Here is a 26,658-nt window from a genome sequence, read left to right as displayed (position 1 = left end):
TCTAATCGATTTTAGGTGGATGAGTAAAGGTGTGATGAGGTGCTGGGCTTGGTACTGTCCACTCAAGTCCTTCAGCTCTATCCCAAGGCTTGCTTGATGCAGGCTCACCGCCTTTTACGCACTTGATGACTAACCATAAGAAAATCAATTGAGACAAACCAAAAGCAAAGCCACCAATCGACACTACTTGGTTAACGTCAGCGAACTGAATAGCGTAGTCTGGAATACGACGTGGCATCCCCGCCAAGCCTAAGAAATGCATCGGGAAGAAAAGGACATTCACTGAGACTACTGAAGTCCAGAAATGCCACAGACTGAGTTTGTGATCGTACATATGCCCGGTCCACTTAGGTAACCAATAATAGGCTGCGGCCATTATCGAGAACACCGCACCGGTAACCAGAACATAGTGGAAGTGAGCCACTACAAAATAGGTGTCATGGTATTGGAAATCAGCAGGAACAATAGCGAGCATCAATCCTGACAAGCCGCCTATCGTGAATAGAACAATAAAGGCGATGGTGAAAAGCATTGGTGTTTCGAAGGTCAACGCGCCTCGCCACATGGTTGCTACCCAGTTAAAGACTTTCACTCCCGTCGGAACCGCAATCAACATGGTGCAATACATGAAGAACAGTTCAGCAAAAACCGGCATCCCCGTAGTGAACATATGATGTGCCCACACTAAGAAAGACAAGATCGCGATACTACAGGTCGCATACACCATTGAATGATAACCAAACAAACGCTTACCACTAAAGGCTGGGATGATGGCAGAGACAATACCAAACGACGGTAAGATCATGATGTACACTTCGGGATGCCCAAAGAACCAAAATATGTGTTGGAACATAACGGGGTCACCACCACCAGCCGCATCAAAGAAGCTTGTCCCAAAGTACTTATCAGTTAGCACCATGGTCACGGCTCCGGCGAGAACAGGCATCACAGCTATCAGTAAGAAAGCAGTAATTAACCAAGTCCATACGAACATCGGTAGTTTAAACCAAGTCATACCCGGTGCTCGCATGTTCACGATGGTCACAATGACGTTGATCGCCCCCATGATCGAACTGATCCCCATAATATGAACAGAGAAGACAAACAGCGCCGTGCTATCAGGGCCGTAAGTCGTTGACAGCGGCGCGTAGAATGTCCAACCAAAACTCGGGCCACCTCCCTCTGTAAACAGAGAGCCAATTAAGATTAAGAAGGCAAAAGGCAGAATCCAGAAACTGAGGTTGTTCATTCTAGGCAACGCCATATCTGGCGCCCCGATCATCATAGGGATCATCCAGTTAGCGAGTCCCGTGAATGCAGGCATTACCGCACCAAACACCATGATCAAGCCGTGCACTGTGGTCATTTGGTTGAAGAAGTCTGGTTCAACAAGCTGCAAGCCCGGTTGAAATAGCTCAGCGCGGATCACCATTGCCATCGCGCCGCCAGTTAAGAACATCGCAAAGCTGAACCACAGGTATAATGTGCCTATGTCTTTATGATTGGTTGAATACAGCCAACGTGCCCACCCTTTTGGAGCGGCGTGAGAATCGTGATCATCCAGAGACAAGTCATTGCTGTCCAATGTGCCTTCCACAGAATGGCTCAAGGCCTGATCTTCTGCAGGCGCCGATTTCACCGGCTTATTGATTGGTGAACTCATAGCTGCTCCTTAGCATCACTTTGTGCTTCATCCGTTGAGCCCTGTTCGTCAGGTGCTTGGGCTCCGCCTTCTTGTTTAACCTTGTAAGCGTTAATATCTGAAGCCTGAACAATATCGCCCGTATCATTACCCCATGCATTTCTTTGATAAGTGACGACCGCAGCGATCTCTTTCTCGGTTAACTGGTTATCGAAGGCTTGCATTGCCGAGCCTCCACGACCATAAACAATGGTGTCGATATGCACATCGACATCTCCTAGAGCAACTGGGCTACCTTTAATAGCTGGGAATGCACCAGGAATACCCTCACCGTTCGCTTGGTGGCAGACCGCGCATCGAGTTTTGTAAACCTCTTCACCGATGGTGTTCAGCTCTTCCAAAGAAAGTGACGCGTCTAATGCATCTTGAGCCGCCTGTTGTGCGGCTATCGCCAATTCTTTCTGTTCCGCCAGCCATGCATCAAACTCGTCTTCTTCCATGGCATGCACCACTATCGGCATAAAGCCATGTGCTCGGCCACACAGTTCAGCACACTGGCCACGATACACACCGGGTTCATCTATTTTTGTCCACGCTTCGTTAATGAACCCCGGGATAGTGTCTTTCTTAACGGCAAAGGCAGGAACCCACCACGAGTGAATCACATCGTCAGAGGTCATCAAGAAGCGAACTTTTCTATCAATAGGAAGAACTAATGGCTTATCAACCTCTAGCAGGTAATGAGCCCCTTTCACTTCAATGCCTTCGATTTCTTTGTCACTGGTCGCTAGAAGGCTGAAAAATTCGACGTCTTCACCAAAATAGCTGTAATGCCATTTCCATTGTGATCCAGTGATTTTAACGGTCAGATCTGATTGAGAGGTGTCTTCCATAGCAATCAAGGTTTTGGTCGCGGGTATCGCCATAGCAATAAGAATAATAATTGGAATGATGGTCCAGAGGATTTCAACTTTGGTGCTTTCGTGAAAGTGAGCCGCCACCGCTCCCTTCGACTTTCGGTGCCTCAAAATCGAATAGAACATCACCCCAAAAACAACGAAGGCAATTGCGCAGCAGATGTAGAAGATAAGCATATGAAGTTCATAAACCTCACTGCTGATCTCAGTCACACCTCTTGTCATGTTGTATTCACTACTTGCATGCACTAAAGGCGACACTAAAATCAAAACAAAACTCTTCAAAAGCCACACTAGCCTAACCAATAATCTTTTCAAAAGATCTCTCCTTATCCTTCCTAATTGGATACTTGCGACCTAAATGTCGTTACGAGCTATGTTTCATTACGAACTACATGTCATTAAGAGCCAGGCAACATTCATTGTTATCCCGACTACACATGAAAAGGCTGAATCTCAATCTACAACTCACATGGAGACAGCTTTAAGGCACTATCAACCTCATATCTGCCCATGAGCCAATACGGCTCAGAAACGTTGGAGGTTTCCATGAAAGATTCAAAAACGGCGAATTTGTTAAATTTTGTTATATTTATGTAAAAGGCTAGTTAGTGATATCCAATAGTTCAAGGTAAGTTTACTTACTAAACAGTCAATTATTTGAAGTGACTAAGCTACATGCCCTCTTGACGTTGGAATTTATTTTATATCGAGTTTTACGATTGCTTTCATGGAAATGATAATCAATATCACTTAAGTTAGATCAACAGTAAGTCATACAGACATTAAAAGGTTTAGTGATTATGCAAGATGCAATGAATTGGTTAGCGAGAGACCCAGACCCAAGAACTCGTGAAGAGCTTCAACACCTCATCGATGAAGGAATGCATGACGAACTTGAAGACCGCTTTACTCAACGATTAGAGTTCGGAACAGCAGGTCTTCGAGGCAAAGTTGGATGTGGTCCAAATAGAATGAATCGCTTAGTGATACAAGAAACCGCGACAGGGCTTGGTCACTATTTAATAGAGCACGTTGCAAATGCCAAGATTCGTGGTGTGGTTGTGGGCTATGACGGCCGTTTAGATTCAAAGCAGTTCGCTGTTGATACTGCCTCCGTACTCACGGCTTTAGGCATTAAGGTTTACTTAACCTCGAATGTCGCTGCAACCCCTATCGTTGCTTTTGGTATTGAGCATTTCAACGCCGCAGCGGCTGTTGTGGTGACGGCCAGCCATAACCCGCCAGAATACAATGGCTTCAAAGTATACTGGGAGAATGGCGCGCAAATCATTCCTCCGCATGATGCTGGCATTGCCGCTGAAATAGATATCGCATCAACCAAGCCTATCCCTTTGATGAGCCTTAATGATGCTGAAACACAAGGTAAGTTGGTATGGTTAACTGAAGGTTATTATCAGACCTACCGAGCTGCGATCAATCAGAGCCCATACGTGAGTAAAGATATTGAATCGGCGAACACCACCATCACCTACACTGCAATGCATGGTGTGGGCGCGCAAATGGCTGAGGATCTTCTTCATGATTCTGGTTTCCATAAGGTGTTCAGCGTCGCCGAGCAAAGAGAGCCCGATGGTAACTTCCCGACCGTGAACTTCCCGAATCCGGAAGAAAAAGGCGCGATGGATCTGGTGGTTAACTTAGCAAAAAGTGTCGATGCCGACATTGCTTGTGCCAATGACCCAGATGCAGACCGATTCGCCGTTGCAGTCAGAACTGAAGATACTTCCTATAAAATGCTCACGGGTGACCAAGTGGGGGTGTTGTTCGCGCACTACTTGTTGTCAAAGCCGCACACCAAAAACCAATTAGTTGGTAATAGCATCGTCTCATCCACCCTGCTAGAGAAAGTGGCTAAATCCCATGGTGCGACTTATTTCCAAACGCTGACAGGCTTTAAATGGTTGGCGAATATTGGCATGCAATTAGAAGATGATCAGAACGAGTTCTTGTTCGCCTATGAAGAAGCGTTAGGCTACACAATTGGCACTCAGGTACGAGACAAAGATGGGCTGTCTGCTATCGTCGTGTTTGCTCAATTGGTTGAAGAGTTGAAATCTCAAGGTCGAACGGTTTGGGATCTTCTCGCTCAAATTTCATTTGAACATGGTGTTCATACCAACGCGCAGCGAAGCCTTGCTCTTGACCCAGATTCACCATCGATTGGTTCTAAACTCAGAGCAGCACAACCTAAAGCAATAAACGGTGTTGCTATCTCTGTGATTGAAGATCTTCAGTCTTCTTTACGCTTCGTCATTGGTGGCAATACTGAAGCGATTAACCTGCCTTCAAGTGATGTTCTCATCTATCACCTAGAAGATGGCACACGCATTATCGTCCGACCTTCAGGCACAGAACCAAAAGTTAAGGTTTATTATGAGACGGTAACAAAGTTCGAAGGGACAGAAACATACGAAGACACTCGCTTTCGCGGCGAACAGTACATGGAAAAACTGATTGAACAGCACCAAAAAGAGTTAAACTCATAGCGATTTAGCGTGTTCACCATGTAACGGTTATAAATAAAAAATGGACGCTCGAAGCGTCCATTTTTGTCTCAGCGGCTAACCGCTAGAAGATGTCTGGTTTGACTCGTCTACGAAGTAAAGAAAGAGGACAACATCCAGATAGCCAACACGATGAAGACTCCGCCCATGACTTTCTGTTGATAGGTACGAAACTTAGCATTCTCTACGAGAGACTTACCAATCGTACCCACTAAAGCCACCAACAAAAAGTTGAACGTTAAGCCGAGAACATTCAACAATAAACCCAGAACGAGCATCTGCTCACCAGAAGTCGCTTCAATATTCGTCGACACAAACTGTGGTAAGAACATCACAAAGAAAACCAACGCTTTAGGGTTAAGCAGGTTACTGATTAGCGCTCTTTGGTAATAGGCTTTTGCTGCAAAGTTATCGCCTAACTCAGGAGCGTTACCCTGCTCTGTTCGAAGGCAATCCCACCCCATTTTCAATAAGTAGGTTCCGCCTAAAAGATGAAGGGCTTTGAGAGCAACTGGGCTCATTGCGATCAACGCTGATACACCCATCGCTGCTAACACTGTCAGAATGATTCCAGAAGTCGCGTTGCCTAGGCTTGCAAACACACCGACTTTGCGGCCATAACTCATACTTGAGCTCGCGATGAGTAACATATCAGGGCCAGGTAAAAGAAGAAGTGCAACAACGGCTGTCAGGTAAACAGGTAAGATGGCTAAGTCGATCATGGGTTTCAGTATTGATAAAAACGGAGGCGGATTTTATATCAATTACCAACACCCTTCCAGATGCAATTAGTTGTAAGGTGGCAAATTGTACGAATTAAAAACTAACTCTAACCATTTAAACCAATTTATTAACTAAAAATAGAGTATTAATTAACTCGCTACCCACTCAATCTCAATCAATGTCGTTTCACCACACTTTAGACGGCCAAGGAAGATATCACCTCGATGGACCTCACCAACACCTTTAGGTGTGCCTGTCATTACAACATCACCATCGAGCAAAGTCGTGTAAGAAGATAACTCTTCGAGAATAGTTTGTGGAGAGTAAAGCATCTGCTCTACATGCCCTTTTTGAACGCGAACACAGTTAATAAATAGCTCTAGATTTAAGTCAGAGAGATCTAAGTTATCAATGGGTACAAAACGGCTCAAGACAGCGGAACCATCAAACGCCTTGGCGCGCTCCCAAGGTAGGCCTTTCGCTTTTAAGCTACTTTGTAATTCACGTTTGGTGAGATCTAGTCCTAAACCCACAGCGGAGTACTGGCTATTTTCAACAATAAAACAGATTTCTGCTTCGTAGTGCAGCGCTTCTTGATGAAAAGAAGACAGAGATGACGTAACACTTGTGCTCGGTTTATGGAAAACCACCATTGAGTCTGGGATTGCGTTATTGAGTTCTTCGATGTGATCGACATAGTTACGCCCAACACACAGCACCTTAGTTGGGGTTGCTGTTCGTTTCGAATTCATCAACTGTTCCTGATCGACAACACTGCTCATAGTTTATCCCTGAACTATTTTTTTGGAGTGCAGAGTTTAACGCATCATAAAATGAGAGTCTTCGACAAGATGGCTACCAATATCTAAATTCTGATCTTTAGCTCAATTAAATGATTTAAATACTTTTATCCGAAGATCGCAGCATATAAGAACTGATGACAAGAGCCATAGCTTCGTAGATCATAGCTACGTAGACAAAATGAATAGCAGGGGAACATGAAGGAAAAGCTAAAACAGGTGCGTATAGAACGAAAGAAGCCCTCTCAAACCAAAAGGCTTGAGAGGGCTTAGCATGGTGTCTAGGACAGTATCCTAAAAGGTAAACTTAAGGAGTAAACACTATGCTAAATAAGTCTTCGACTTATAGGTAGTAACGAGCACCAAGTAGCCATTGGTCGTCAGCTTTTTCTTTGTACACGCCAGAACCTTGTAGGTCAAACTGGTAACCAGCGAAGCCTACGAACTGAGATGTGAAGTTGTATTCAGCTTGTAGAGCAGTCGTGCTGTACACAGTTTCGCTCATCTTGTCGTCTTCTACAGCTTCGTAGTTAACGCTTAGGTTAAGGCTGTTAGATAGTGCGTAAGAAGCTAGTAATTCAACTGCAACTGACTCTTCAAGAATTTGGCCGTTACCAGAGTTCATGTAGTTGTTCATTGCGTAAACACCAGCAAGGTAAAGACCTTCAGCGCCGTATGAACCGTAAGTCGCACTTACTACGTGTGAATCAGCAGTTTGTGAACCAGCAAGTACGTAGTCTACGTCACCTGTGTTGTACGCGTAGTTTGCAGTGAAACCAGCAATTGCGTAGTTCAATGCAACTTGACCACGGTTACCGTATGTAGTTACATCATCAATCTTACGACCTTGCCATGCAACAGCTGCGCTTAGAGAACCCGCGTTACCGAAATCGATAGCGTTGCCGTAACTCACCATCTCTTCACCACGACCAGTACCTAGGTTACCGTGATCTTCGTAGATGAAGTCATTCGCGAATGCGATTGGCATATCTGCTACGCCAGCAACGTTGTAGTAAGGTGCCCATTGAGTACCTACTGCTGCACGACCGTAATCGTCGTGAGAAAGACCAACGTAGCCAAGACGAGTTGTGAATGACTCTTCACCACCGTCAAGCATGTTTAGCGCCCATTCACCTTTAGCGTCAGCAGTAAAGCCGTTGCCAAGCTCGTGAGTTGCACCGAAGTTGATACGTGGAGAAACAGACTCTACACCGATGTCATCGCTGTTTTGACGGTCATCGCTGTTTACGTCACCAACTGCAACTGAAACGTGGCCACCAACTGAAAATGTTGTGCCGTCTTCGTTGTAAAGTTCTACTGCAACTGCCTGTGTACCAAATACTGCACCAGAAATTGCTAGCGCTAAAAGTTTCTTATTCATTGTCATATCCATTATGTAACTGGGTGAGTTATTCACTAACAACCTCGTGCTTACGGAGAAGTTGTTACCTGCATTTAACAAGTAGCCAAACCCTAATATACGAATGACAAGAAAGTTGCATTAAAATATATAAAATAAAAAAAATCGCATCATAAAAAACAAAAAACCATTTTAAAACAAAACTTTAACAGAAAATGCACTGGGAATTCTTTTTATTCTTTTAGATAAATACTATGATTGTTTTTGATTTTATAATCACTAAAAAAGCATTAAAAATCTAATTCCAAAATGACTCATCAGACCATTTAGAGGTAAAACTCTAGCTTTGAAATATTTCGTAACATTCAGAACTCAACTGAAATATTTAGCTTTGTGAAACAAATCCCAATTTGAGCTAGGAAAAATCACTCAATAGAAAGTTCATTAGAGAAAAAACAAAAAAAGGGCAACCAATCAGCGACTGGTTGCCCTTCATAACTCATCATTGGACTCTTATTTGAAGCAAACCTCAGCCCAACGAGCTAAACCTGCAGTTACTGAACCGAAGTAATTACCACTCACAATCGGTACGTTCGGCACAGCTTGTTGTACAGCTTCACGAAGTATCGGTGAACGAGCTGAACCACCCGTCATGTAGATTACGTCTGGCTTTTTCTGGCCTTGTTGAATCGCTTCTTTAACCAACTCAATCATCTTAGACTTTGGTGTTTCAATCGCTTCAACCATCTGTTCGATTGAGATGTCCACCTCGACCAATTCAGAGGCAACATTAATCGCAGCACGATATTGAGAGGATTCTGCCAGCGCGATCTTAGCTTCTTCCGCTCTGCGCACAATGCCGTAACCTAAAGTATCATGATAAACCTTCATCAAACGTTCTAGCTTTTGAGGCTCTGACGCTTCTTTACGAAGTAATTTCAATGCTGCTAGGTTTTCTCTTGAATAGAAATTATTTTGAGCTTCAACATTATTAATCGCAATTGGATTCCAGAATTGAGTCAGTGGCATATCGATACCCGAAATGCCTTTGCTGCCCATACCAAAAGGTGACATCAGTTGTTTGAACGCAAGATAGATATCGAGGTCATTGCCCCCTACCCTTTGTCCACTGTGTGCGAGCAAACTCTGGGTACGATCCGCTTTACCAGACCAAGTTGGTCCCATTTCTAACAATGAACAATCGGTGGTACCACCGCCAATATCCACAACCAATACCGTTTGGTTTTCAGTTAAGGTGCTTTCGTAATCAAGACCTGCAGCTACTGGCTCAAATTGAAAAGCGATATCAAAGAAACCGGCACGCTTAGCTGCGCGAGACAGTATATCTTCAGCTTGTCTGTTCGCCTCTTCTCCACCCCGACCATGAAAGTTAATTGGTCGGCCGATGACGGCTTGTTTGATCTGCTCTTGAGTCGTAAGCTCAGCTTGGTGTTTAATATTTGCCATCATGGCGCACACTAAATCTTCGAAAAAGCTCACCTGAACATCATGCAGTCCACTCGCACCAAGGAAAGACTTAGGGGACTTAACATAATAAACGTCACGAGGTTCTTCTAAATAGAGATCCAACGCAGCCTGACCAAATGCCATATCTTCCGGTACTAGGTCGATACTCTCTTCTCGGTTCAATGCAATCGCACGTCGTAACACTTGCTCACCAACCGCATCACTTGGCTTGATGTTTAAATGGCGAAATAGATGCTCAGAAACACTCTCGCGAGTAGGAGCAAACACAGTTGAGGGAATATAGTGGTTGTCACCTTCTAGTGGTAACAGGCTAGGTTCTCCATTAACCATCGCCGCGACAGAACAGTTCGCTGTTCCATAATCAAATCCAATAAACATAATATCCCCCACGCAACAAAAGGGGCGAGATGCTACATGAAAAGCCTTGAAATTACGAGGTCATTTACTTCTTTCGCTTGGTCATTTTTATTTTTCTGACTCTTAATAGCCAAACAAATATGCTACATTTCAGCCCAAATGAATCACAGGTTAGATAAATGAAAACACCTTGCCGAGCGGCTTGTAAAAATAATGGCGGAATGTGTAGCGGCTGCTTTCGCACAATGGATGAAATTATAGGTTGGAAAGGCTTATCTGAAAGCGAAAGGGATTCTGTTATGGATAACGTCAGTGGCGCGAGTTCAACTCACCAATGTCCCCAATGTAATGAACCCGCTCAATGCGATATCAGCGCTGGTAAAGACACGTGTTGGTGTTTTGAATTAGAGAGGCGCGATACAAGCGGTATTCCAAAGGCTGGAGTTTGTATGTGCCGTAAGTGCTTGTCTGCCCTGCCTGTTCAGTAGTTTATAACCTATTCAGCAAGTTACGAGCAGGTTCAACATATACAAAAAAGCGAGAGATTGCTTTCTCGCTTCAAAATACTGAGATTAAATTTCGACCTAATCGTTACCTGGTTAGTGTCTACTTCGCTTTTTCAAGAAGCGCAGGCTGAGAAAACTGGATACCATTCCAGCCATAAACCATGAAGTTGCGAATATTTTGATGGTCGGTATTCTCTGGAAAACCTAACACGTCGTTACGATAAAATTGACCAAAACAAGCCAATGTTTGCTCTGCTGATAGGCCTTGCTCTAAACCAAAAGCAAAAATCTTACACGAACCGTTATTCTGACCGGCTGCATTCACAACATCACCGTTGCGAAATTCACACTCTGAAAAGTCATAGCGTGCTTCTATCACTTGCATCGTATCTTCAAATTGCACGCTTTCCGGGGTTTCAGCTAACGTGCTTAATAAGGTTTCCAGTTCCATTTACTATTTCTCCATCAAGTAAGTAACGTACAGCAGTGTATCTTTTTTTTTGACAAGAGTAAGCCGTTGTTTACTTAGGATAGCCAGTCAACTTTTTTGTTGTACGCGGCCAATTACCTTAATGAAACTAATGACATAGTTTTATCAGGACGTTATATTATTTTATCAGATGGTTAACATTGTTCAGTAACGAATATGCATAAAGATAAAAACTTAGAACTGTTCAGATACCTAAAACCAGGTACAAAAACAGCAGGTGTATTGGAATTTGGCCCAGACGATTCAATCCAGATCAGTACGCTCTATATCGGACACAAACAAGATCAGTACCTTATCCTAGAGCTTTCACAAAAAGCGACCGAAGCACTGACGCTCAGAAAACTCATCAATGTCGATATTATTGTTCGTGCTATCACAGATACTGAACTGGGGCATATTGTCGCCTTTAAAACCAATGTACTGGCTCATATCACCTCGCCCGCGCACCTTATTTTCCTGCGTCCTCCTTCGAGCTTTGCAAGCAAGCCTATCCGAGAACACGAAAGATACAAGGTACGCCTTAGCTGTGAAGTCACCTTTGATACTTTGTCATTGGATGCCACTTTGGTCGATTTTTCAGTTTCAGGTTGCGGCATTTATATCACGCAACAATCAGATATCGATGTAGGTTGGAAGATACAAGTAAACTCTGTCTTAAGTGAATACTTAGATAGTGAACTGGTCTACAAAGTGGTGAGCAAGAAACGACAAGGCCAAGGCTGGCTGTTAGGCATTCAGTTTCCTGAACACCTAGATATGAGTGACGAGTTAAAAACGCTGCTGTTAGAGCAGGCCTTTGTTGCCGGCTTTGTATAAATGATTTTATTCACAATACTTGATCTATAGCGCTTTCAAAGAGTCAAATTAGTATTTCGTTACATCCCAGTGTAAGTTTTTAAAATGAACAAATGCTTGGTGTAACGACTCTTCTTTAATAGGCTTTACAATCACGTAATTCGCTCCTGCAGCCATAAAGTTGTCTCTGGTTGAATCTTGAGCATCAGCGGTACACGCATAAATTGGAGCTGTGACACCAATTTCGCCTCTTAATTGCTGTGTAGTTTCAACACCACCTAGATTGGGAAGTTGGTTATCCATCAAGATAAGGTCATAGGCTGTCGCCTTAGCCATTTCTATCGCTTCTAAACCGTCTTTTGCCCAAGTAACTACCATTCCATATTTTTTGCAGAAAGCTTGAGCAATAAAGGCGTTAGTGTGATTATCTTCCACCAGCAGCACCTTCAAAGACCGGCTAAACAACGCCTCTGGCTCGATATTCACTTGTTGCTTAATGCTCAAGAGCGACTTAGAGCGCACTTCCACAGGAATTTCTATAATGAACTCCGAACCTTGTTCTATAACGCTTCGGACTTGGATGTCCCCCTCCAGCATATCGACAAGGTTTTTTACAATCGTTAAGCCCAACCCTGTTCCACCATACTCACGAGTCGTAGTCTCTTCAGCTTGAACAAAAGGTTCGAACACAGCATCAATTTTACTTTCATCGATACCAATACCTGTATCTTTCACTCGAACGACCAAACTAGCATGGTCTGAATTAAAGATACTTTCGAGTTCAAAGCTCACGGAAATACCACCTTGGTGAGTGAACTTAAGGGCGTTACTCAGCAGGTTAAACATGATCTGGTTAAGACGCACTTGGTCGGTATTTATTTCGATGTCATCAACTATGTGATTCACAATCGTAAACGCTAATGATTTATCTTCACAAAGCGGACGATAAATGCTGTCCAACGTATTGACCAACTCCCCCAAACGGAAGTTTTTCTTTTGAATATTGAACTGCCCTTGCTCAATCTTTGAAAAATCCAAGATATCGTTAAGTACCGCTAGTAAATGTTCCGCACTATTACACAGTACATCCACCTGATCGCGGTTGTCTTCACTGTGCATAGAGCGTTTCAACAACTGCGACACACCGAGAATACCATTAAGTGGCGTGCGAATTTCATGACTCATCTTAGCTAAAAAGTCTGCACGTACATTGGCAAGGTGCTCTGCTTCTTCTCTTGCTCGATCGGCTTGTCGTTCAGCCTCGATAAGCTTAGTAATATCTTGTCCTTGCACTACCACACCTGTGATGCCGTGTTCTACGCGAATAGCAGACATATTCCAGCGAAACACCTTTTCACCAATGGGGACATTAATACCCGTTAGCTTAGAACCTTGAACCACCATTTGAATGTTAGGCAACATACGATGCTCAAACTCTTGAGCGATTGGGCCATAGTTATCATCGGCGTCAAATAGCGCCATACGAGCCGCGGGGTTCATCTGAATCAAGTCACCTTTATCAGACCAAACCAAGATAGGAGAATGAGCAAAGTTAAAGAGGTCTTGAAACTTTTGATTCTGTTCTGATAAGCGCTCAAAGGTGTCTTCAAGGGTACAACCAATATGATGAAATTCGAAAATATTAGAACCATCGAACTTGTTGTACTCTTCACCATCACTTGCTGAACGAGTGAAATCCATCAGCTTATCTAACTCAGCGGCAACCCTTCTTTGAATCCAAGTTCGCGCAAAGAATGACATCAATATAATCACCACAATCACCACGATGATCGCACGCTGATAATTCTCTTCTAACGCAATGAAATTATTATTTTTTTGAACAGCTCGAATGATTAAAGGAGTTTCAACAGCATTGATCTTAATGGTTGCGATGGTGACAAAATGACGAGGCAACTGTTCGTATATGTGATAATTGAGTATGTCTGTAATGGTATAGCTTTCATCACCACTGAATGTCGATGTAACAGGTGTTCCGTGCGCTTCAATCACGATATTTTCGCTATTACTGCCCTGTTGGATTGACTCAGCCAAAGAGAAGTTGTTATCAAGCACAATGGCGATATAGAGCTGACCAAGGACTTCCCCGGTAGCGTTATCAACAATAGGGGTACGGCGAGCCAACAAGTGACGCTTACCTATATTTGTCCTCAGTTTAATAAAATGCCAATTACTGCTGAACGAAACCTCATCAGAAATATGCTTTAAGCTAGACTCATCTAAACCATAAAATTGACTGTTACCATCTTCCCAAGCCAAACCATCATGGGTAGCCACAAAGCGTAAATCTGGCGCATGATCAGGTTCACGTTGGTCAACACCAAAGAAAAAGTAGCTCAGCACCTCTTCATCGCTCGTATCAAAATACTCTCTGAGAGTGTCACTGTGTGAACTACTGTCTTGGTGGATTTGCAGCACCGACAAACGATAATCAAACATGTTTTGGATCAGGCTTGAGGTTTGCTGAACCGTTCGATTCGTCTCTTGCTTTACGATGTTACTGCTGGTTTCATAATTATGAATAAGCACGCCAAGTGCCATCACGCCTATCACTAAAATAACGATACGCGTAATGAGTCTAGCTAAAGTGTTCCTAGGTGTACTGGCGTAGCTTTTCTTCATTATTGACCTGAGTACCTAAATGCTCGCTGTTTAAGTTCTGAAATACGTTCTGGGGAATCTTCCTTGGTCACAATTTCAAATTCACCAGAGTAAACGGTAGGCACTTCCAAACCGACTAGATCCCATTTGATCGCCTCTGCCATCGCAATACCCGTATCGTCGTTCATACGCATGATAGTTACATCTAGGTCGCCCCTCGCAATGGCTTCAAGTTCAGCAGAGCCACCTCCCCAACCATTCACTAAGATGTCTCGACCAGATTCGCGAATAGCTTCCGCTGCACCTAGGGCAACATCCGTTGAGCATGCATAGATAAAGTCTAGATCCTTATCGTTCTCTATGCTGATTTTAGCCGCTTGGTAGCCACTGTCTTTGTTTGATTTGGTGTAAAACGAAGACTTAAGGGTAAAGTTAGTATCAGTATTCACTTCATGGATAAAAGTATCTCCACGCGCATCACTGATATAGCCTTGTGAGTAATACAAAACAGAATACTTACTGTCTGGTGGGCTTACTTGTTTAAAATAGTCCGCCAGTTTTAAGCTGCCTGTCGCATGGTCAAAGCCCACATACATAAATGGCTGTCTATCCGCCCAAGCTCGCACTGGCGTCGTAATATTTTGCAGAATCAACTTAGTATCTGTGGAGGTCAACACGTGCTCAATAAACTTGCGGTGGCGCGTTGTATCTAGCGTGAAAATCAAATAGTCCGTTTTGTTTTCAATCGCTTCTTGCAATGAAATGCTCTGCTGTGCGAGATCAGCATTAATACGGGTAAATACTTGATTTATTTGGTAGCGAATCTTCAGCCTATCGAGACGCTTCTCAAAAGCTTGAATATTACGAACCCAGTAATCCGAGATCTGTTGACCCGGATACACCACAGAAATCGTAATTGGCTCGTCTTGAATTCTTCTCAGTGGCACAGGGTGATTTTGTACAGCCTCGACCATTTTATCGGTCAATGCTTTTTGTTCTGGAAAATTGGAAAGATAATCTTGGTATTCCCAATATCCATTGAGGACATGAGTACCGTGGGAGAGAGCGGACGCAGAAAATACGGCAAGTCCAAACAACATAAGTAAACGTTTCATATTTTTCTCGTTTTATATGAGCTACTTTGGCTCATTTTTTAACCTAGCATGACACCATCTCTTTGTATGGCTAATGGATATTATGTAGGACAACGATGATAAATGATAGCGTCTAACACTAATTAGAACGACATTCTAAATGAGCAATATGTTAATTTTGAATAGAGATTAAGAGCAACGAGTTGAATCATGATTTCAGACCATTAACAGCAAGAACAATTAACCTTTAAATTCATGCATTTAAATATAATTATTGTAGGCTTTTACATTATTAACATTTTATCAGTAATAAATATTTTGGCTATGAATTATGAGACTTCGATATATTGAATTTTGTCTTGTTGCCACTCAATAATCAGTTTGAGTGATACCAGTTTTTCTTTGCGGGATTTGGGCAATTGCTTGATCGCGTATTCGGTTTTCAACGCCTCACTTTTTGAGCCAACATCAAAACTCCAAACCAGCTTAAGTGGGCCTTTACCTTTTAAAGCTTTGGCGCCTTTACCGGTTTGATGTTGTTCAAATCGACGTTCAAGATTGTTCGTCACGCCACAATAAAGGGCATTGTGACGATTGCGGATCAAGTACACGACCCAATCCGCATTTTTATCAGCGCCTGACATTTAAAGCAGCGATTCAACCAGAGCCTTAAGCTCTGCCACTTCTGCTCGTAGGCTTGCTACTTCAGACTCAAGCTCTTCAAACTTTTCACTCGTCGCAGAGGGTGCAGCCGCGCTTACTGATGCCGTCGCAAACGCTTCAACATCCACTTCACCGCTCAATAAGTGCTGGTAGCGTGATTCACGTTTACCCGCTTCGCGTGGTAGCTTGACCACTAGCGCACCAGCTTCTCTTGCAGCTAGCTTATCTAATGTTGCTTCGACTTCTTTCACATCACTAAAGTTTGCAAGGCGCCCTGTTCGAGTACGGAGTTCACCGGGCGTTTGTGCGCCGCGAAGCAGCATGCAACAGATGATTGCACGCTCTTGCTCTGTAAATTGCAGATCACCGAACTCAGTGTTACAGAAACGGTGCTGATACTTATTAACACGGCTGTTGAAGCTACTTTCATCGCTCACCATACGACGTCCGATCAAACCATCAACCGCATCTAAAACGTCTGACTCAGAAAGAGAGAGAACAGGTTCACGGTTACTCTTTTGATTACATGCCGTGGTTAAGCTGTTCAGTGTCAGTGGGTAATGATCGGGAGTAGTGACTTCTTTCTCGATCAAGCAACCGATAATTCTCGCTTCAATTGGGGAAAGTACTGTGTTCATCGTTTTTCCTTTTTATTATTTTGATAATTCCATCTCAACACTTAACAATGCAGCCAATACTGGCTAGTGCTCAGACAAAATCGGTACTCGTTTCTTTCTGCCTTGTTCATCAATCATTATGATCTTAGAACGGTTTAGCTCTATTTCCACGACTTCCAAATAAGTGCGCTCTTGTACATACGCATCACGAAGCTTGTTCTGCTCTGCCGAAGATTCAGTAACATCGTCACCCAAATCTTCTGTTTCCAATTGTTGTTGATTCATTTCACATATCGTATCAATGCAGTATCTACATAGGATACTAACTTGATCGGTAAGATAAAAACAATCGCACATCGGCGAGAGTGACGAATAATTAAACAACCTTACTTTTGCTTTGATCTAAAGACTGTTACATCATCAATTGATGTGCTTTAATCAGAACCAGACAACGTATTTGACGAATAGGAAAAGGAATCTATGAGCAGCGTATTTGAAATTGTTAACCAAGCACGACGTAAGAACAAACTTAAGCGTGAACTTCTAGACAACGAAAAGAAAGTTCGTGACAACCGCAAGCGTGTTGACCTTCTTGATAACCTACTTGATTACATCAAGCCAGAGATGACTCACGACGAGATCCTAGGCATTATCAAGAATATGAAAGCTGACTACGAAGACCGTGTTGATGACCACATCATCAAGAGCGCAGAGATTTCTAAAGCTCGCCGTGACATCAGCCGCCGCATTCGTGAACTAACAGAAGAAGACAAGCAAACGCAAGGTAAGAAGTAATCTAACCTCGCTGATTAACTTGTAATAATGTTAGTAACCCACTCTTTATAGTGGGTTTTTTTGTACATAAATTCCAGTGTCTATACTTAAGCTTACGTATTTACTGATTCAAATATTACTAGCAAAGCCAACGTAAGTAATGGAGCCACCTTATGTACTCAAGCATCCTGATTACCTTAGCGCTATCAACGACTCAACCCTACCCAGAAGAATTTGAAAGGCTGTATAACGAAGAGACTGAAATCACCTACGAGGATCTCGTGGTGGATGTTCATGGCTACAAGGTACCGACTCGCTCGGCATTTCGTGGCTGGATGTTGCTTAATCACGCAGAAGACCAAGTAAGAGAGATCGGACAACAGCTCAAAGATGCGGGAATCACACAAAGCATGCCTTTACATCTGGTGTTGTTGCAAGGGACAGACTGGGCAATGAGTAACACCACCTTGTTTACCCTCCCCAACAAAAAACATGTACCCAACATGATCAACACCTTGAAGTACATTCAAGAATACATCGAGCCTGAAATCGGTGTGGTTATTCCTGTTTCTGGTGAACGTTCAAAACTCTACAATCAACAAGCTGGCGGTGCCCTGCAAAGTAAACACTTAGAGTTCTGCGCCTTAGATCTTGTCCCAGCCAACGGTATTTCTCGAGCAGATTTGCACGTTAAACTCAAAAAAATTCACGCTGAATACGGGCAGAAGAATAACGTAGGGTTAGGCCTGTACGCCGGCGTTCGATTCCATATCGACACTTGCGGCTTCAGAAACTGGTAACTTAAAAAGACACCAAAAAGTCAAATAGACACATCAATTGATCATGTCTTTTTGACTCTCCCTATGCCTGCATTTTTATTAAGCCATTGATATTTAATTAAAATTAAATATGGAACGATAATTGCTATTACTAAGTATCAAAAGAAAATAATAGCAATTAGGAATTCAATATGAAGACGATGACTCAACGCTTTCAAACTCTGCTTTCTGTTTCAAACTTCAGTCTAGCTATCACAACCTTGCTTATGCTTCTCAGTATTATAGTTGCTTATCCAATGGCCAATCACTTCTCACTGCCGATTCAAATTGTCGCCCACATCAGCACCATCTTAGTCGCAGCCTTGTTGAAAATCAGTTATGTAGGTCGCTGTCTTGCACAATACAACCTTGGCTTAGAAGTCCGCTAGACGATATCAAGACTACTGAAAAGATCGTACAACTGGTGAGATTTATAAGGTTTGGGCAAGTAGGCGTTCATGCCCGCTTCAAAACAATCTTTAATGTCTTCTTCCAGGACACTAGCGGTCAAAGCAATAATGGGTAATGGCGCAGCTTGTTGAGTGGTTTCCCACTGTCGAATCGCACGAGTCGCCGTTATACCATCCATAACAGGCATCATGCAGTCCATTAAGATGGCATCAAACTGAGCACCTTGAGTGATGACGTCCACCGCTTCTTGGCCATTACTGGCAATCAAATACTCATAACCCGCTTGCTCAAGGAAGAAGCTCGCTATTTTTTGATTCATCAGATTGTCTTCAACGATCAAAATGCGTCGATTCAGAGAGCGAACCTCTTCATCTTTTGGTTCCACCGCTGATGCTTGCTCTTCACCGACATCAAGCGATTGTAAGCTGTTTAAGAATCGTCGGCCCAAGAATGGCAAGGTATGAGTCGAGTGGACCGTTTCTGTGATTAGGTTGGTTTTGAATAGGTGATGCTGACACACGATGACGCGGGCAAGAGGATATATCGCCTTCAACGTCGCAAGATCTTTCTCCATCGAGTGATGCAAGGTATGACAATAAAGTATCAAGTCGCTTTCTTTTACACTTTCACTAAGGGCAGCAATGGATGACACCACATTGGCTCGAACATTCAAACGCTCACACTCTTTAACAAGCTGATCAAGGTAATTGAAAGAGTTCGAGATGATCGTCGCTCGGCTCAGGTTATCGAAAGTTTGAACAGGCGCTTCTACAACATCGACATACAAACAAAACGTGAATGTCGAGCCCTCTCCTTTCACTGAACGGGCGGTAATGTAGCCCCCCATCAAATCAACAAGCTGTCGACAAATCGCAAGCCCTAGCCCCGTACCACCAAATTGGCGGGTAATGCTGCCATCTTCTTGAGTGAAAGGTTCAAATATGGATTCTAACTTCTCTGGTTCAATCCCAATCCCGGTATCAGACACGCTGCATTCAAGCTTACCCCTGCCCATAGACATAGGGGTATAAGCAATGTCCGTGGTAATTGTGCCCTTGGACGTAAACTTAATGGCATTCGAAAGCAGATTGGTCAGCACCTGTCTCACGCGGTATTCATCGAAAAACAGTTGTGGCGGCGTTTGATAGTCGATATTGATGTCGAGCTCGATATCCTTACTTATCGCTTTCGACAGAATCACACTTACAGAGTCATAGACCGCCTCTCGTAAATCAGCATTGTGTGGTGACAACATCAAGTTACCCGACTCGATTTTAGATAGGTCGAGGATGTCATTAAGTAGGACTAGCAAAGAGTGAGAAGACGATTCAATATCCCCTAATACTTCTTGCTGATTTGCGCTAAGTTGGCTTTGAGATAAGATCTCAGCCATGCCAATAATACCGTTAAGTGGCGTGCGTATTTCATGTGACATATTGGCTAAAAATGCGCTTTTGGCTTTATTGGCCGAAATCGCGTCTTCTTTTGCTGTTATCAACTCTTTATTGTGAAAGTAGTTACGCTCCATCACTCGATTTAGAGTTTCAGTGAACTCGGTGAGTTCATCGTTCCCTTGAATCTGAATCACCTTGGGTTCACCGTAGCTATCTGCGCATTCAGATACCCCTCTTAGGATAATCGATAAGTTTCGATTTAAGCGAAGAGACGTTGCTACACCGAGCCACAACAACACACCTGAAATGGCAAGAATAAGCAAAGTCATGATCAGGGTTTGCTTTTTTTGTAGCGCTATATTGTTGGTCAGATCAAACTGTAATTGCTTGGTATAAGCACCCACTGCCTTTGAAATCGCCAACTTCTTTCGTTCTAAACCTTCCACATGTTCATATATTTCAGGTGAAGAGAAGTCACCTTTGAGGATTCGATCGGTAAATCGGTTTTGAAATTCATCTTTAGAAAACGTACTTAGTAGCTTTCTAATTTCAGGCGAGCGACTACCTGATCGGAAAAACGTATCTAATAATTGCAGCTGCCTTTCTAAAGCACCAACATAACTCAATAAATATTGATCAATCAGCTCCGGAGAGCGATACAAACGGTAACTCAGCCACGCTTCTCGCTGAGTCCAGAACACATAATGAGTAAGATTGATAAACATCGCGTTAGCTTGACTGACTTTTTCATCCACAATGTTAATACGATATTCAGATAGCTCCATTAACACGCCTTTTAACAAGTCGAAGGCACGCTCTGTCAGTTGCGTGTTGTTATCAGTAACCTGTGACGCGTCCCTGTTAATACTGGAGGTTACACGGGCGAGTCTCTCTAATACGCTCTTAAGCTCAACCAGCTTTGGTTCAACAGTCCAATTACTGTCGAACTGTTGAAGCTGTTTCTCGTATTGAGCTAGCCTAGTCAAATCAGTTTTCAGTTTTAAAAGCAGCAGACCTTTCTCTGAAGAGTCATTAGACAGAACCAACCATCGATAAGCATCACTTGAAATCGTATTAAAAGATTGAAGCGCTTCAACCTTAATACGGGTTGTTTCAAGGTGATTCATCTTCTTTTCGTTCTTAAGCACTTCATTCACTGTAAACCCAAACATAATGAGTACAGAAACCGTAGAAAGAAAAATAAGACGCCATCTAATTGACATATTTATCACTTTTATAACTACTCCCTTCCCGAAAGTAATTTACCTAGCCCAGATTAAGGATAGGACATTAACAGGGGGTTATTGATCAAATTGGATATGAACAAACGTTACTCTGAGCCCAGAACGAAAAATTAGAACCAACTGATATCCAGAACGGAGCTTTAAAGCGAAGGAGCATACTTGGAATAAGTGAGCTTTACGCGCGGGAGATTTCTACAAATGAGCTCTAAACGAGAAAGGTTTAAGCAAGCACGATGTAAACAAAAGACACTTTCTCCAGTTGTTATCACCCACATAACAAGTGAACATCCACTTACTGCGACTCAACTAAACTGTGAATGATGACTTGCCATAACAAATAATTAGATGATTCAGGTAAAATTGTGACATCCAATCGTTTGCGTGATGGACTTTTTGCACTCGAACTCCGCTTATTCAAAAGTCGAACAAGAAAGGACGTTGATTACCTTATTTGTCGTTTACTCTTTACGTGTAACCTGAGTCAATGATCACATATTTAATGATCACCATGACCTTTATTACATACTACATTTTGATTTGAGTATTTTTTGACGAAAAATAAGTGCTACAGATTGTTAAAGTCAATAGTCTTTATCGACGTTGAAACCTTGATTTTTGGCTAATATAAAGTCAATTTACAGATATTTTGTCTACATTTATTTTTCCTAGCAGAATAACCCGTCGTACCTTACAATCCTGCCACATAAAAATTACAAGTTACACACAAGGCATATCAAGCACATTTAAGTGGCAATATAGACCACAGCCTGATGCCTCAAATCCCCTATGCTGATTGGCTTCCCTACAACCGCCATGAATGCAGAAACTTAACGTGAAAGGTCCCGAGTAAAGATGAGTCCCGAAAAGCACCTCCTAGATTGGCAAACTAGTCAAACCATTGCTGAATCCATCGCTCCAACTTTAGGTCAGTTATACCGTCAAAAAGGCGTAGAAGTTATCCTCTTCGGTAAGACCCTAGTTAACGCGACAACTATCGACATCATCAAAGCTCACCGCATCGCAAAACGTTACACTGGCTCACCGCTAACCGCAGAACAAACTCAACCAATTATCCAGCATCTACTATCAATGCGCTTGTCTCCATGCCGCGTTGATGTTGGTCGTCTGGCAGCTCAGTACTGGGAAAACCACGAAGACCTTAGCGCGATGGATGATTTCCTTCAAACAGCTCTAATGGGTTCGCTTGAAGGCGACGCGATGACGAAACCTCGTGACGTCGTGTTGTACGGCTTCGGTCGTATCGGTCGTTTGCTAACTCGTATTCTTGTAGAGAAAAGCGGCCCAGGTTACCCACTTCGTTTACGCGCAATCGTTGTACGTGGCGGCAAAGATGGCGACCTAGAAAAACGTGCTAGCTTACTCCGTCGTGACTCTGTTCACGGCCAGTTCAACGGCAGCATCGTGGTAGACCAAGAACGTAAAGCAATCATCGTAAACGGCAACTTCATCCAAGTTATCTACGCAAACAAACCAGAAGAAGTGGATTACACGGCTTACGGTATTGAAAACGCACTTGTGGTTGATAACACAGGTGTATGGCGTGACGCGGAAGGCCTAAGCCAACACGTAGCATGTAACGGTGCGAAGAAGGTTCTACTAACAGCGCCAGGTAAAGGCGACATCAAGAATGTTGTATTTGGTGTGAATGAAAATGTTATTCAACCAGAAGACACCATCATCTCTGCAGCAAGTTGTACCACCAACGCAATCACGCCAGTATTGAAAGCAGTTCACGACAAGTTTGGCGTACTGTCTGGTCACATCGAAACGGTTCACTCATTTACCAATGACCAAAACCTAATCGATAACTTCCACTCAGGTGATCGTCGTGGCCGTGCTGCGTCATTGAACATGGTACTGACATCGACAGGTGCTGCTAAAGCGGTATCAAAAGCAATGCCAGAAATGGAAGGCAAGCTAACAGGCAATGCGATTCGCGTACCTACGCCAAACGTATCAATGGCAGTAGCAAACCTAAACCTTGAGAAAGGCACAAACAAAGAAGAGTTGAACGAGTACCTACGTGAAATGGCGCTGTCTTCTGCTTTGTCTGCACAAATCGATTACACAGATTCAACTGAGATTGTATCTACAGACTTGGTTGGCTCTCGTCACCCAGGTGTGGTTGACGGTGTGGCGACTATCGCACAAGACAACCGTGCCGTGCTGTACATTTGGTACGATAACGAGTTTGGCTACAGCTGCCAAGTTGTTCACTGTATGGAACAGATGATGGGTGTTCGCTACAAGACATACCCTGAAGTTTAATCAACTTCGCTCTTGTAGATACGTCCATCGCAACAAGCTCCACAACATAATAACTATATCTGCGAAGTCTGTATGGACTTCGCAACCCCTTTTGTTTTACTCCCCCGTATAAACAAGAGGGTTGCCACTTAGATCTGCTCTCTCTAACTGATCTAGGTGGCCTTTTTACATCTAGCGCCCTAACTTTTATCTCTATGACAAGACCTTGTCTTCATCACTCTTACACAGCTTCACGTCTGTTATAACTCAACCTCAACATCTGACAGAATCGAGCTTGAACATGCGAGCACGTACCCCTGCTCAATCTGTTCTGGCGTCAATGTCTCTTGGCTGCTTGATTCCACTGACCCTTTGGTCACTTTGCATTTACACGAACCACAAATACCGCTGCGACAAGCGATAATAATTGGAACGCCTGCTTTTTCTAATGAATCCGCCAATGGTGTACCAGTTTCCGCTTCAACTTCAGCTCCGAACGCAGGCACAAATACCTTAACAGCACTATTCGTATCGTCAGCAACTTCGGCTTTTGACGCTTCTGATTGAGCATTCTGAGTAGCAGGAGTGAAGCTTTCTTGATAGAAGTTATCCATGTTGAACTCAAGTTCTTTCAGATAACTTTCAATGTCTTGCATGAAGCCCACAGGCCCACACAGGTAAACGGTTCTGTCTAAGATATCTGGGCTCAGTTTCACCAACCAGTTTTTATCTAAACGACCTTGAGGAGCCGTTGTTCCTTCGTTGTCTTTCAGCAGCAGTTTTAAGTTGAAATTCGCATGTAATTCATCGAGCTGATGAAGTTCTTGAAAGTAGATAGTCTCAAGCTTGTTGCGTGCCATGTGGACAAAATCAATCTCGATGTCACTGTCTTGAGACAGCCAATACTTGACCATCGCCATTACTGGTGTGATACCACAGCCTGCACTCACTAGCGTTACTTTCTTTGTCGCCGTTGGCATACAATCAATACAGTTAAACGCGCCTGCCGGCTTCAACACTGAAACCTCATCACCTTCATCAAGCTCATCAACAATAAAGTTCGAAACCAAACCACCTTCCACACGCTTGACCGTCAACTTCAGACGGTTATCTTCCGGGCAAGAAGCCACTGAATAAGCACGGTAATCCGTTTTCGTCGGCATATCTAAACCCAGAGTAATAAATTGCCCTGGCTTAAAATTAAAATGTAAGTCTTGTGGAATGCTGCCAAGCTCAAAGCTGACCGTATCTGGCGTCTCATGCCATTTCTTTAAACACACTAAATTGATTGAATCGCTATCCGACCATGCATACATAGTTCGTGTACCTTGCTAATGACTAGATGATTAAATGACTAAGGATTTAAATCGAAAAAGCCCCGCCGTTGTCTGTTTTTGAAAAACGTCACAACAACGGGGCTTAGGAGTTGGCTTAGATTAAGCCGCTAAGATTGTTTTAAGATCTTGCTCTGGCGTTGAGATAGAACGCATATCGAACTCGTCTTGAATAATCTTTAGTAGGTTTTCTGTTAGGAACGCTGGCGCTGTTGGGCCTGTGTAGATGCCTTTCACACCAAGAGCAAACAGAGTAAGCAGGATAACGATCGCTTTTTGCTCGAACCAAGAAAGAACAAGTGTTAGAGGCAGTTCGTTGATGCCGCAGTCAAACTCTTTAGACAGTGCTAAAGCAAGCTGAATAGCAGAGTAAGCATCGTTACATTGACCAACATCTAACAGACGTGGGATACCGTTAATATCGCCAAATTGGTTCTTATTAAAACGGAATTTACCACATGCCAAGGTCAGGATTACTGAATCTTCTGGTGCTTGAGCTGTGAAATCTGTGTAGTAACTACGCTCAGATTTGTCGCCGTCACAACCACCGACTAAGAAGAAGTGCTTAATGTTGCCTTCTTTCACTTGCTCAACAACCGCAGGCGCTGCTTCCATCAGTGCGTTACGACCAAAGCCAACAGTGATCATTTGCTCGATCTCGTCATGCTTGAAGCCTTCTTGTGCAAGAGCACAATCGATCACAGCGCTGAAATCGTCACCTTCAAGGTGAGCAACACCCGGCCAGCCAACGATGCTACGCGTAAATAGACGGTCAGCGTATGAGCCTACATCAGGGTTAAGCAAACAGTTAGATGTCATTACGATCGCACCAGGGAAGTTCGCAAATTCTTTTTGCTGATTCTGCCAAGCGCTGCCGTAGTTACCCGCAAGGTGTGGGTACTTGTTCAGTTCAGGGTAACCGTGTGCAGGTAGCATCTCACCGTTGGTGTAAACGTTAATGCCCTTGCCCTCTGTTTGTTGAAGGATCTTTTCTAGGTCATGCAGGTCGTGACCAGAAACAAGGATACAGTGACCTTTCTTCGTCTTCACATTCACGGTTGTTGGTTGAGGGTGACCAAATGTATCTGTCTCGCCCTTATCCAGCATTTCCATTACTTTGTAGTTCATCAAGCCAATCTGCATAGACGTATCTAACAGTTGTTTTAGGTCTGATGGGTCTGTACCTAGGAACGCCATGATTTCGTGGTATTCAGCAAAAATAGCATTGTCAGTTTGACCAAGAACACGTGCGTGCTCCATGTACGCTGCCGCACCTTTTAAGCCGTATAGGCAAAGAAGGCGAAGACCAATCACATCTTCGTGTTGAGAGTCGTGACCGCGGTTTACCGCTGCTTGAGGGGCAAGCGCCAATAACTCTGACGAATCCGTTGGAAGATCGAATTGAGCAGCAGCAGAAAGCGCTGGGATCTCAAAACCGGTCAACGTAGCTGCCGCTCGAACTTGTTGTTCTAAACGCTGCTTAAACTCGTGAGATTGCTGAGCAAATTCGATGATGCGAGCAGGATCGAAGTTAACGTTCGTTAATGTTGCGAAAAATGCTTTTGGTGCCCATTCATCAATTTCAGTATCAATAACATCACAAGCACGGCCTAAATTAGCCCAGAAAGAAACACCTTGAAGAGAATGCACCAACACGTCTTGAAGGTCGGATACTTCCGAAGTTTTACCACACATACCTTGTGCGAAAGAACAGCCTTTTACGGTTGGGGTTTGAATTGTTTGTTCACATTGAATACAGAACATATAGGGGCTCCAGTAATTTTTATTAGCTGTAAGTGCTTTGCTTACAGTGACT

The 26,658-nt window shown here is 43.4% G+C and carries 22 protein-coding genes; 7 read left to right on the top strand and 15 right to left on the bottom strand.

Going from position 1 to position 26,658, the window contains the following annotated elements; translation table 11 throughout:
- Position 1 precedes the first annotated feature (1 nt).
- Positions 2-1,663, bottom strand: a complete 1,662-nt coding sequence (gene ctaD, locus OC193_RS16425; RefSeq protein WP_048659081.1) for a cytochrome c oxidase subunit I — start codon at positions 1,661-1,663, stop codon at positions 2-4.
- Positions 1,660-2,877, bottom strand: a complete 1,218-nt coding sequence (coxB, locus tag OC193_RS16420; RefSeq protein ID WP_048663332.1) for a cytochrome c oxidase subunit II — start codon at positions 2,875-2,877, stop codon at positions 1,660-1,662. The genes ctaD and coxB overlap by 4 nt, the downstream gene beginning before the upstream one ends.
- A 485-nt stretch (positions 2,878-3,362) precedes the next feature.
- On the opposite strand from coxB, the gene OC193_RS16415 reads away from it, so the two are divergent.
- The gene (locus tag OC193_RS16415) at positions 3,363-5,069 is read left to right on the top strand and encodes a phospho-sugar mutase (RefSeq protein WP_048659078.1); all 1,707 of its coding nucleotides are present in this window, start codon (positions 3,363-3,365) and stop codon (positions 5,067-5,069) included.
- A 107-nt stretch (positions 5,070-5,176) separates the two neighbouring features.
- Here OC193_RS16415 and OC193_RS16410 read toward each other — a convergent pair whose 3' ends face one another.
- From OC193_RS16410 to yegD, 4 genes are all read right to left on the bottom strand, one after another.
- The gene (locus OC193_RS16410; RefSeq protein WP_048659077.1) at positions 5,177-5,809 is read right to left on the bottom strand and encodes a LysE family translocator; all 633 of its coding nucleotides are present in this window, start codon (positions 5,807-5,809) and stop codon (positions 5,177-5,179) included.
- 150 nt (positions 5,810-5,959) lie between these two features.
- Positions 5,960-6,592 (bottom strand): fumarylacetoacetate hydrolase family protein, encoded by a 633-nt coding sequence (locus OC193_RS16405; protein WP_048663331.1) that lies wholly within the window; start codon positions 6,590-6,592, stop codon positions 5,960-5,962.
- Positions 6,593-6,953: 361 nt separating this feature from the next.
- Positions 6,954-7,991, bottom strand: a complete 1,038-nt coding sequence (locus OC193_RS16400) for a porin (RefSeq protein WP_048659075.1) — start codon at positions 7,989-7,991, stop codon at positions 6,954-6,956.
- A 492-nt stretch (positions 7,992-8,483) separates the two neighbouring features.
- A complete protein-coding gene (yegD, locus tag OC193_RS16395; RefSeq protein ID WP_048663330.1) occupies positions 8,484-9,836 on the bottom strand; it encodes a molecular chaperone in 1,353 nt (450 codons plus the stop codon).
- Positions 9,837-9,994: 158 nt separating this feature from the next.
- On the opposite strand from yegD, the gene OC193_RS16390 reads away from it, so the two are divergent.
- Positions 9,995-10,303, top strand: a complete 309-nt coding sequence (locus OC193_RS16390; protein ID WP_080967369.1) for a DUF1289 domain-containing protein — start codon at positions 9,995-9,997, stop codon at positions 10,301-10,303.
- Positions 10,304-10,421: 118 nt separating this feature from the next.
- Here the strand turns inward: OC193_RS16390 and OC193_RS16385 are convergent, their stop codons facing one another.
- Complete coding sequence (locus tag OC193_RS16385) at positions 10,422-10,772, bottom strand: HopJ type III effector protein (protein WP_048663329.1); 351 nt, start codon at positions 10,770-10,772, stop codon at positions 10,422-10,424.
- A 195-nt stretch (positions 10,773-10,967) separates the two neighbouring features.
- Between OC193_RS16385 and OC193_RS16380 the strand changes: the two genes are divergently transcribed.
- Positions 10,968-11,627 (top strand): PilZ domain-containing protein, encoded by a 660-nt coding sequence (locus OC193_RS16380; protein WP_048663328.1) that lies wholly within the window; start codon positions 10,968-10,970, stop codon positions 11,625-11,627.
- Between the two features lie 48 nt (positions 11,628-11,675).
- Here OC193_RS16380 and luxQ read toward each other — a convergent pair whose 3' ends face one another.
- From luxQ to OC193_RS16355, 5 genes are all read right to left on the bottom strand, one after another.
- Positions 11,676-14,246 carry a quorum-sensing autoinducer 2 sensor kinase/phosphatase LuxQ gene (gene luxQ, locus OC193_RS16375; protein WP_048663327.1) on the bottom strand — a complete coding sequence of 857 codons (2,571 nt, stop codon included), beginning with the start codon at positions 14,244-14,246 and terminating at the stop codon, positions 11,676-11,678.
- Positions 14,246-15,340 (bottom strand): autoinducer 2-binding periplasmic protein LuxP, encoded by a 1,095-nt coding sequence (locus tag OC193_RS16370; RefSeq protein ID WP_048659069.1) that lies wholly within the window; start codon positions 15,338-15,340, stop codon positions 14,246-14,248. Before OC193_RS16370 ends, luxQ begins: the two co-directional genes overlap by 1 nt.
- A gap of 308 nt (positions 15,341-15,648) precedes the next feature.
- The gene (locus OC193_RS16365; RefSeq protein WP_048659068.1) at positions 15,649-15,963 is read right to left on the bottom strand and encodes a GIY-YIG nuclease family protein; all 315 of its coding nucleotides are present in this window, start codon (positions 15,961-15,963) and stop codon (positions 15,649-15,651) included.
- On the bottom strand, positions 15,964-16,620 hold the full coding sequence (locus OC193_RS16360; RefSeq protein WP_019823422.1) for a YceH family protein: 657 nt from the start codon (positions 16,618-16,620) through the stop codon (positions 15,964-15,966).
- A 63-nt stretch (positions 16,621-16,683) separates the two neighbouring features.
- Positions 16,684-16,884, bottom strand: a complete 201-nt coding sequence (locus OC193_RS16355; RefSeq protein WP_048659067.1) for a hypothetical protein — start codon at positions 16,882-16,884, stop codon at positions 16,684-16,686.
- 195 nt (positions 16,885-17,079) lie between these two features.
- Between OC193_RS16355 and OC193_RS16350 the strand changes: the two genes are divergently transcribed.
- From OC193_RS16350 to OC193_RS16340, 3 genes are all read left to right on the top strand, one after another.
- On the top strand, positions 17,080-17,394 hold the full coding sequence (locus tag OC193_RS16350; protein WP_004730049.1) for a DUF496 family protein: 315 nt from the start codon (positions 17,080-17,082) through the stop codon (positions 17,392-17,394).
- Between the two features lie 152 nt (positions 17,395-17,546).
- Positions 17,547-18,173: a D-Ala-D-Ala carboxypeptidase family metallohydrolase gene (locus OC193_RS16345; RefSeq protein ID WP_048663326.1), complete on the top strand. Its 627-nt coding sequence runs from the start codon at positions 17,547-17,549 to the stop codon at positions 18,171-18,173.
- 170 nt (positions 18,174-18,343) lie between these two features.
- Positions 18,344-18,580, top strand: a complete 237-nt coding sequence (locus tag OC193_RS16340) for an SMP domain-containing protein (protein ID WP_048659065.1) — start codon at positions 18,344-18,346, stop codon at positions 18,578-18,580.
- On the opposite strand, the gene OC193_RS16335 is transcribed toward OC193_RS16340, so the two are convergent.
- Complete coding sequence (locus OC193_RS16335; RefSeq protein WP_048663514.1) at positions 18,577-21,168, bottom strand: ATP-binding protein; 2,592 nt, start codon at positions 21,166-21,168, stop codon at positions 18,577-18,579. The two genes, OC193_RS16340 and OC193_RS16335, sit on opposite strands and share 4 nt — an antisense overlap.
- Positions 21,169-22,092: 924 nt before the next feature.
- On the opposite strand from OC193_RS16335, the gene OC193_RS16330 reads away from it, so the two are divergent.
- On the top strand, positions 22,093-23,529 hold the full coding sequence (locus tag OC193_RS16330) for a glyceraldehyde-3-phosphate dehydrogenase (protein WP_048608907.1): 1,437 nt from the start codon (positions 22,093-22,095) through the stop codon (positions 23,527-23,529).
- Positions 23,530-23,768: 239 nt separating this feature from the next.
- Here the strand turns inward: OC193_RS16330 and OC193_RS16325 are convergent, their stop codons facing one another.
- Positions 23,769-24,824: a hybrid-cluster NAD(P)-dependent oxidoreductase gene (locus OC193_RS16325; RefSeq protein WP_048659063.1), complete on the bottom strand. Its 1,056-nt coding sequence runs from the start codon at positions 24,822-24,824 to the stop codon at positions 23,769-23,771.
- 120 nt (positions 24,825-24,944) lie between these two features.
- On the bottom strand, positions 24,945-26,606 hold the full coding sequence (gene hcp / locus OC193_RS16320; protein ID WP_048659062.1) for a hydroxylamine reductase: 1,662 nt from the start codon (positions 26,604-26,606) through the stop codon (positions 24,945-24,947).
- Positions 26,607-26,658 lie beyond the last annotated feature (52 nt).

The organism is Vibrio crassostreae, assembly GCF_024347415.1.
In the GTDB taxonomy this organism is placed as follows: Bacteria; Pseudomonadota; Gammaproteobacteria; order Enterobacterales; family Vibrionaceae; genus Vibrio; species Vibrio crassostreae.
The sequence above is the reverse complement of the archived record's forward strand: the minus strand, read 5'-3'. Positions and strand labels throughout refer to the sequence as shown.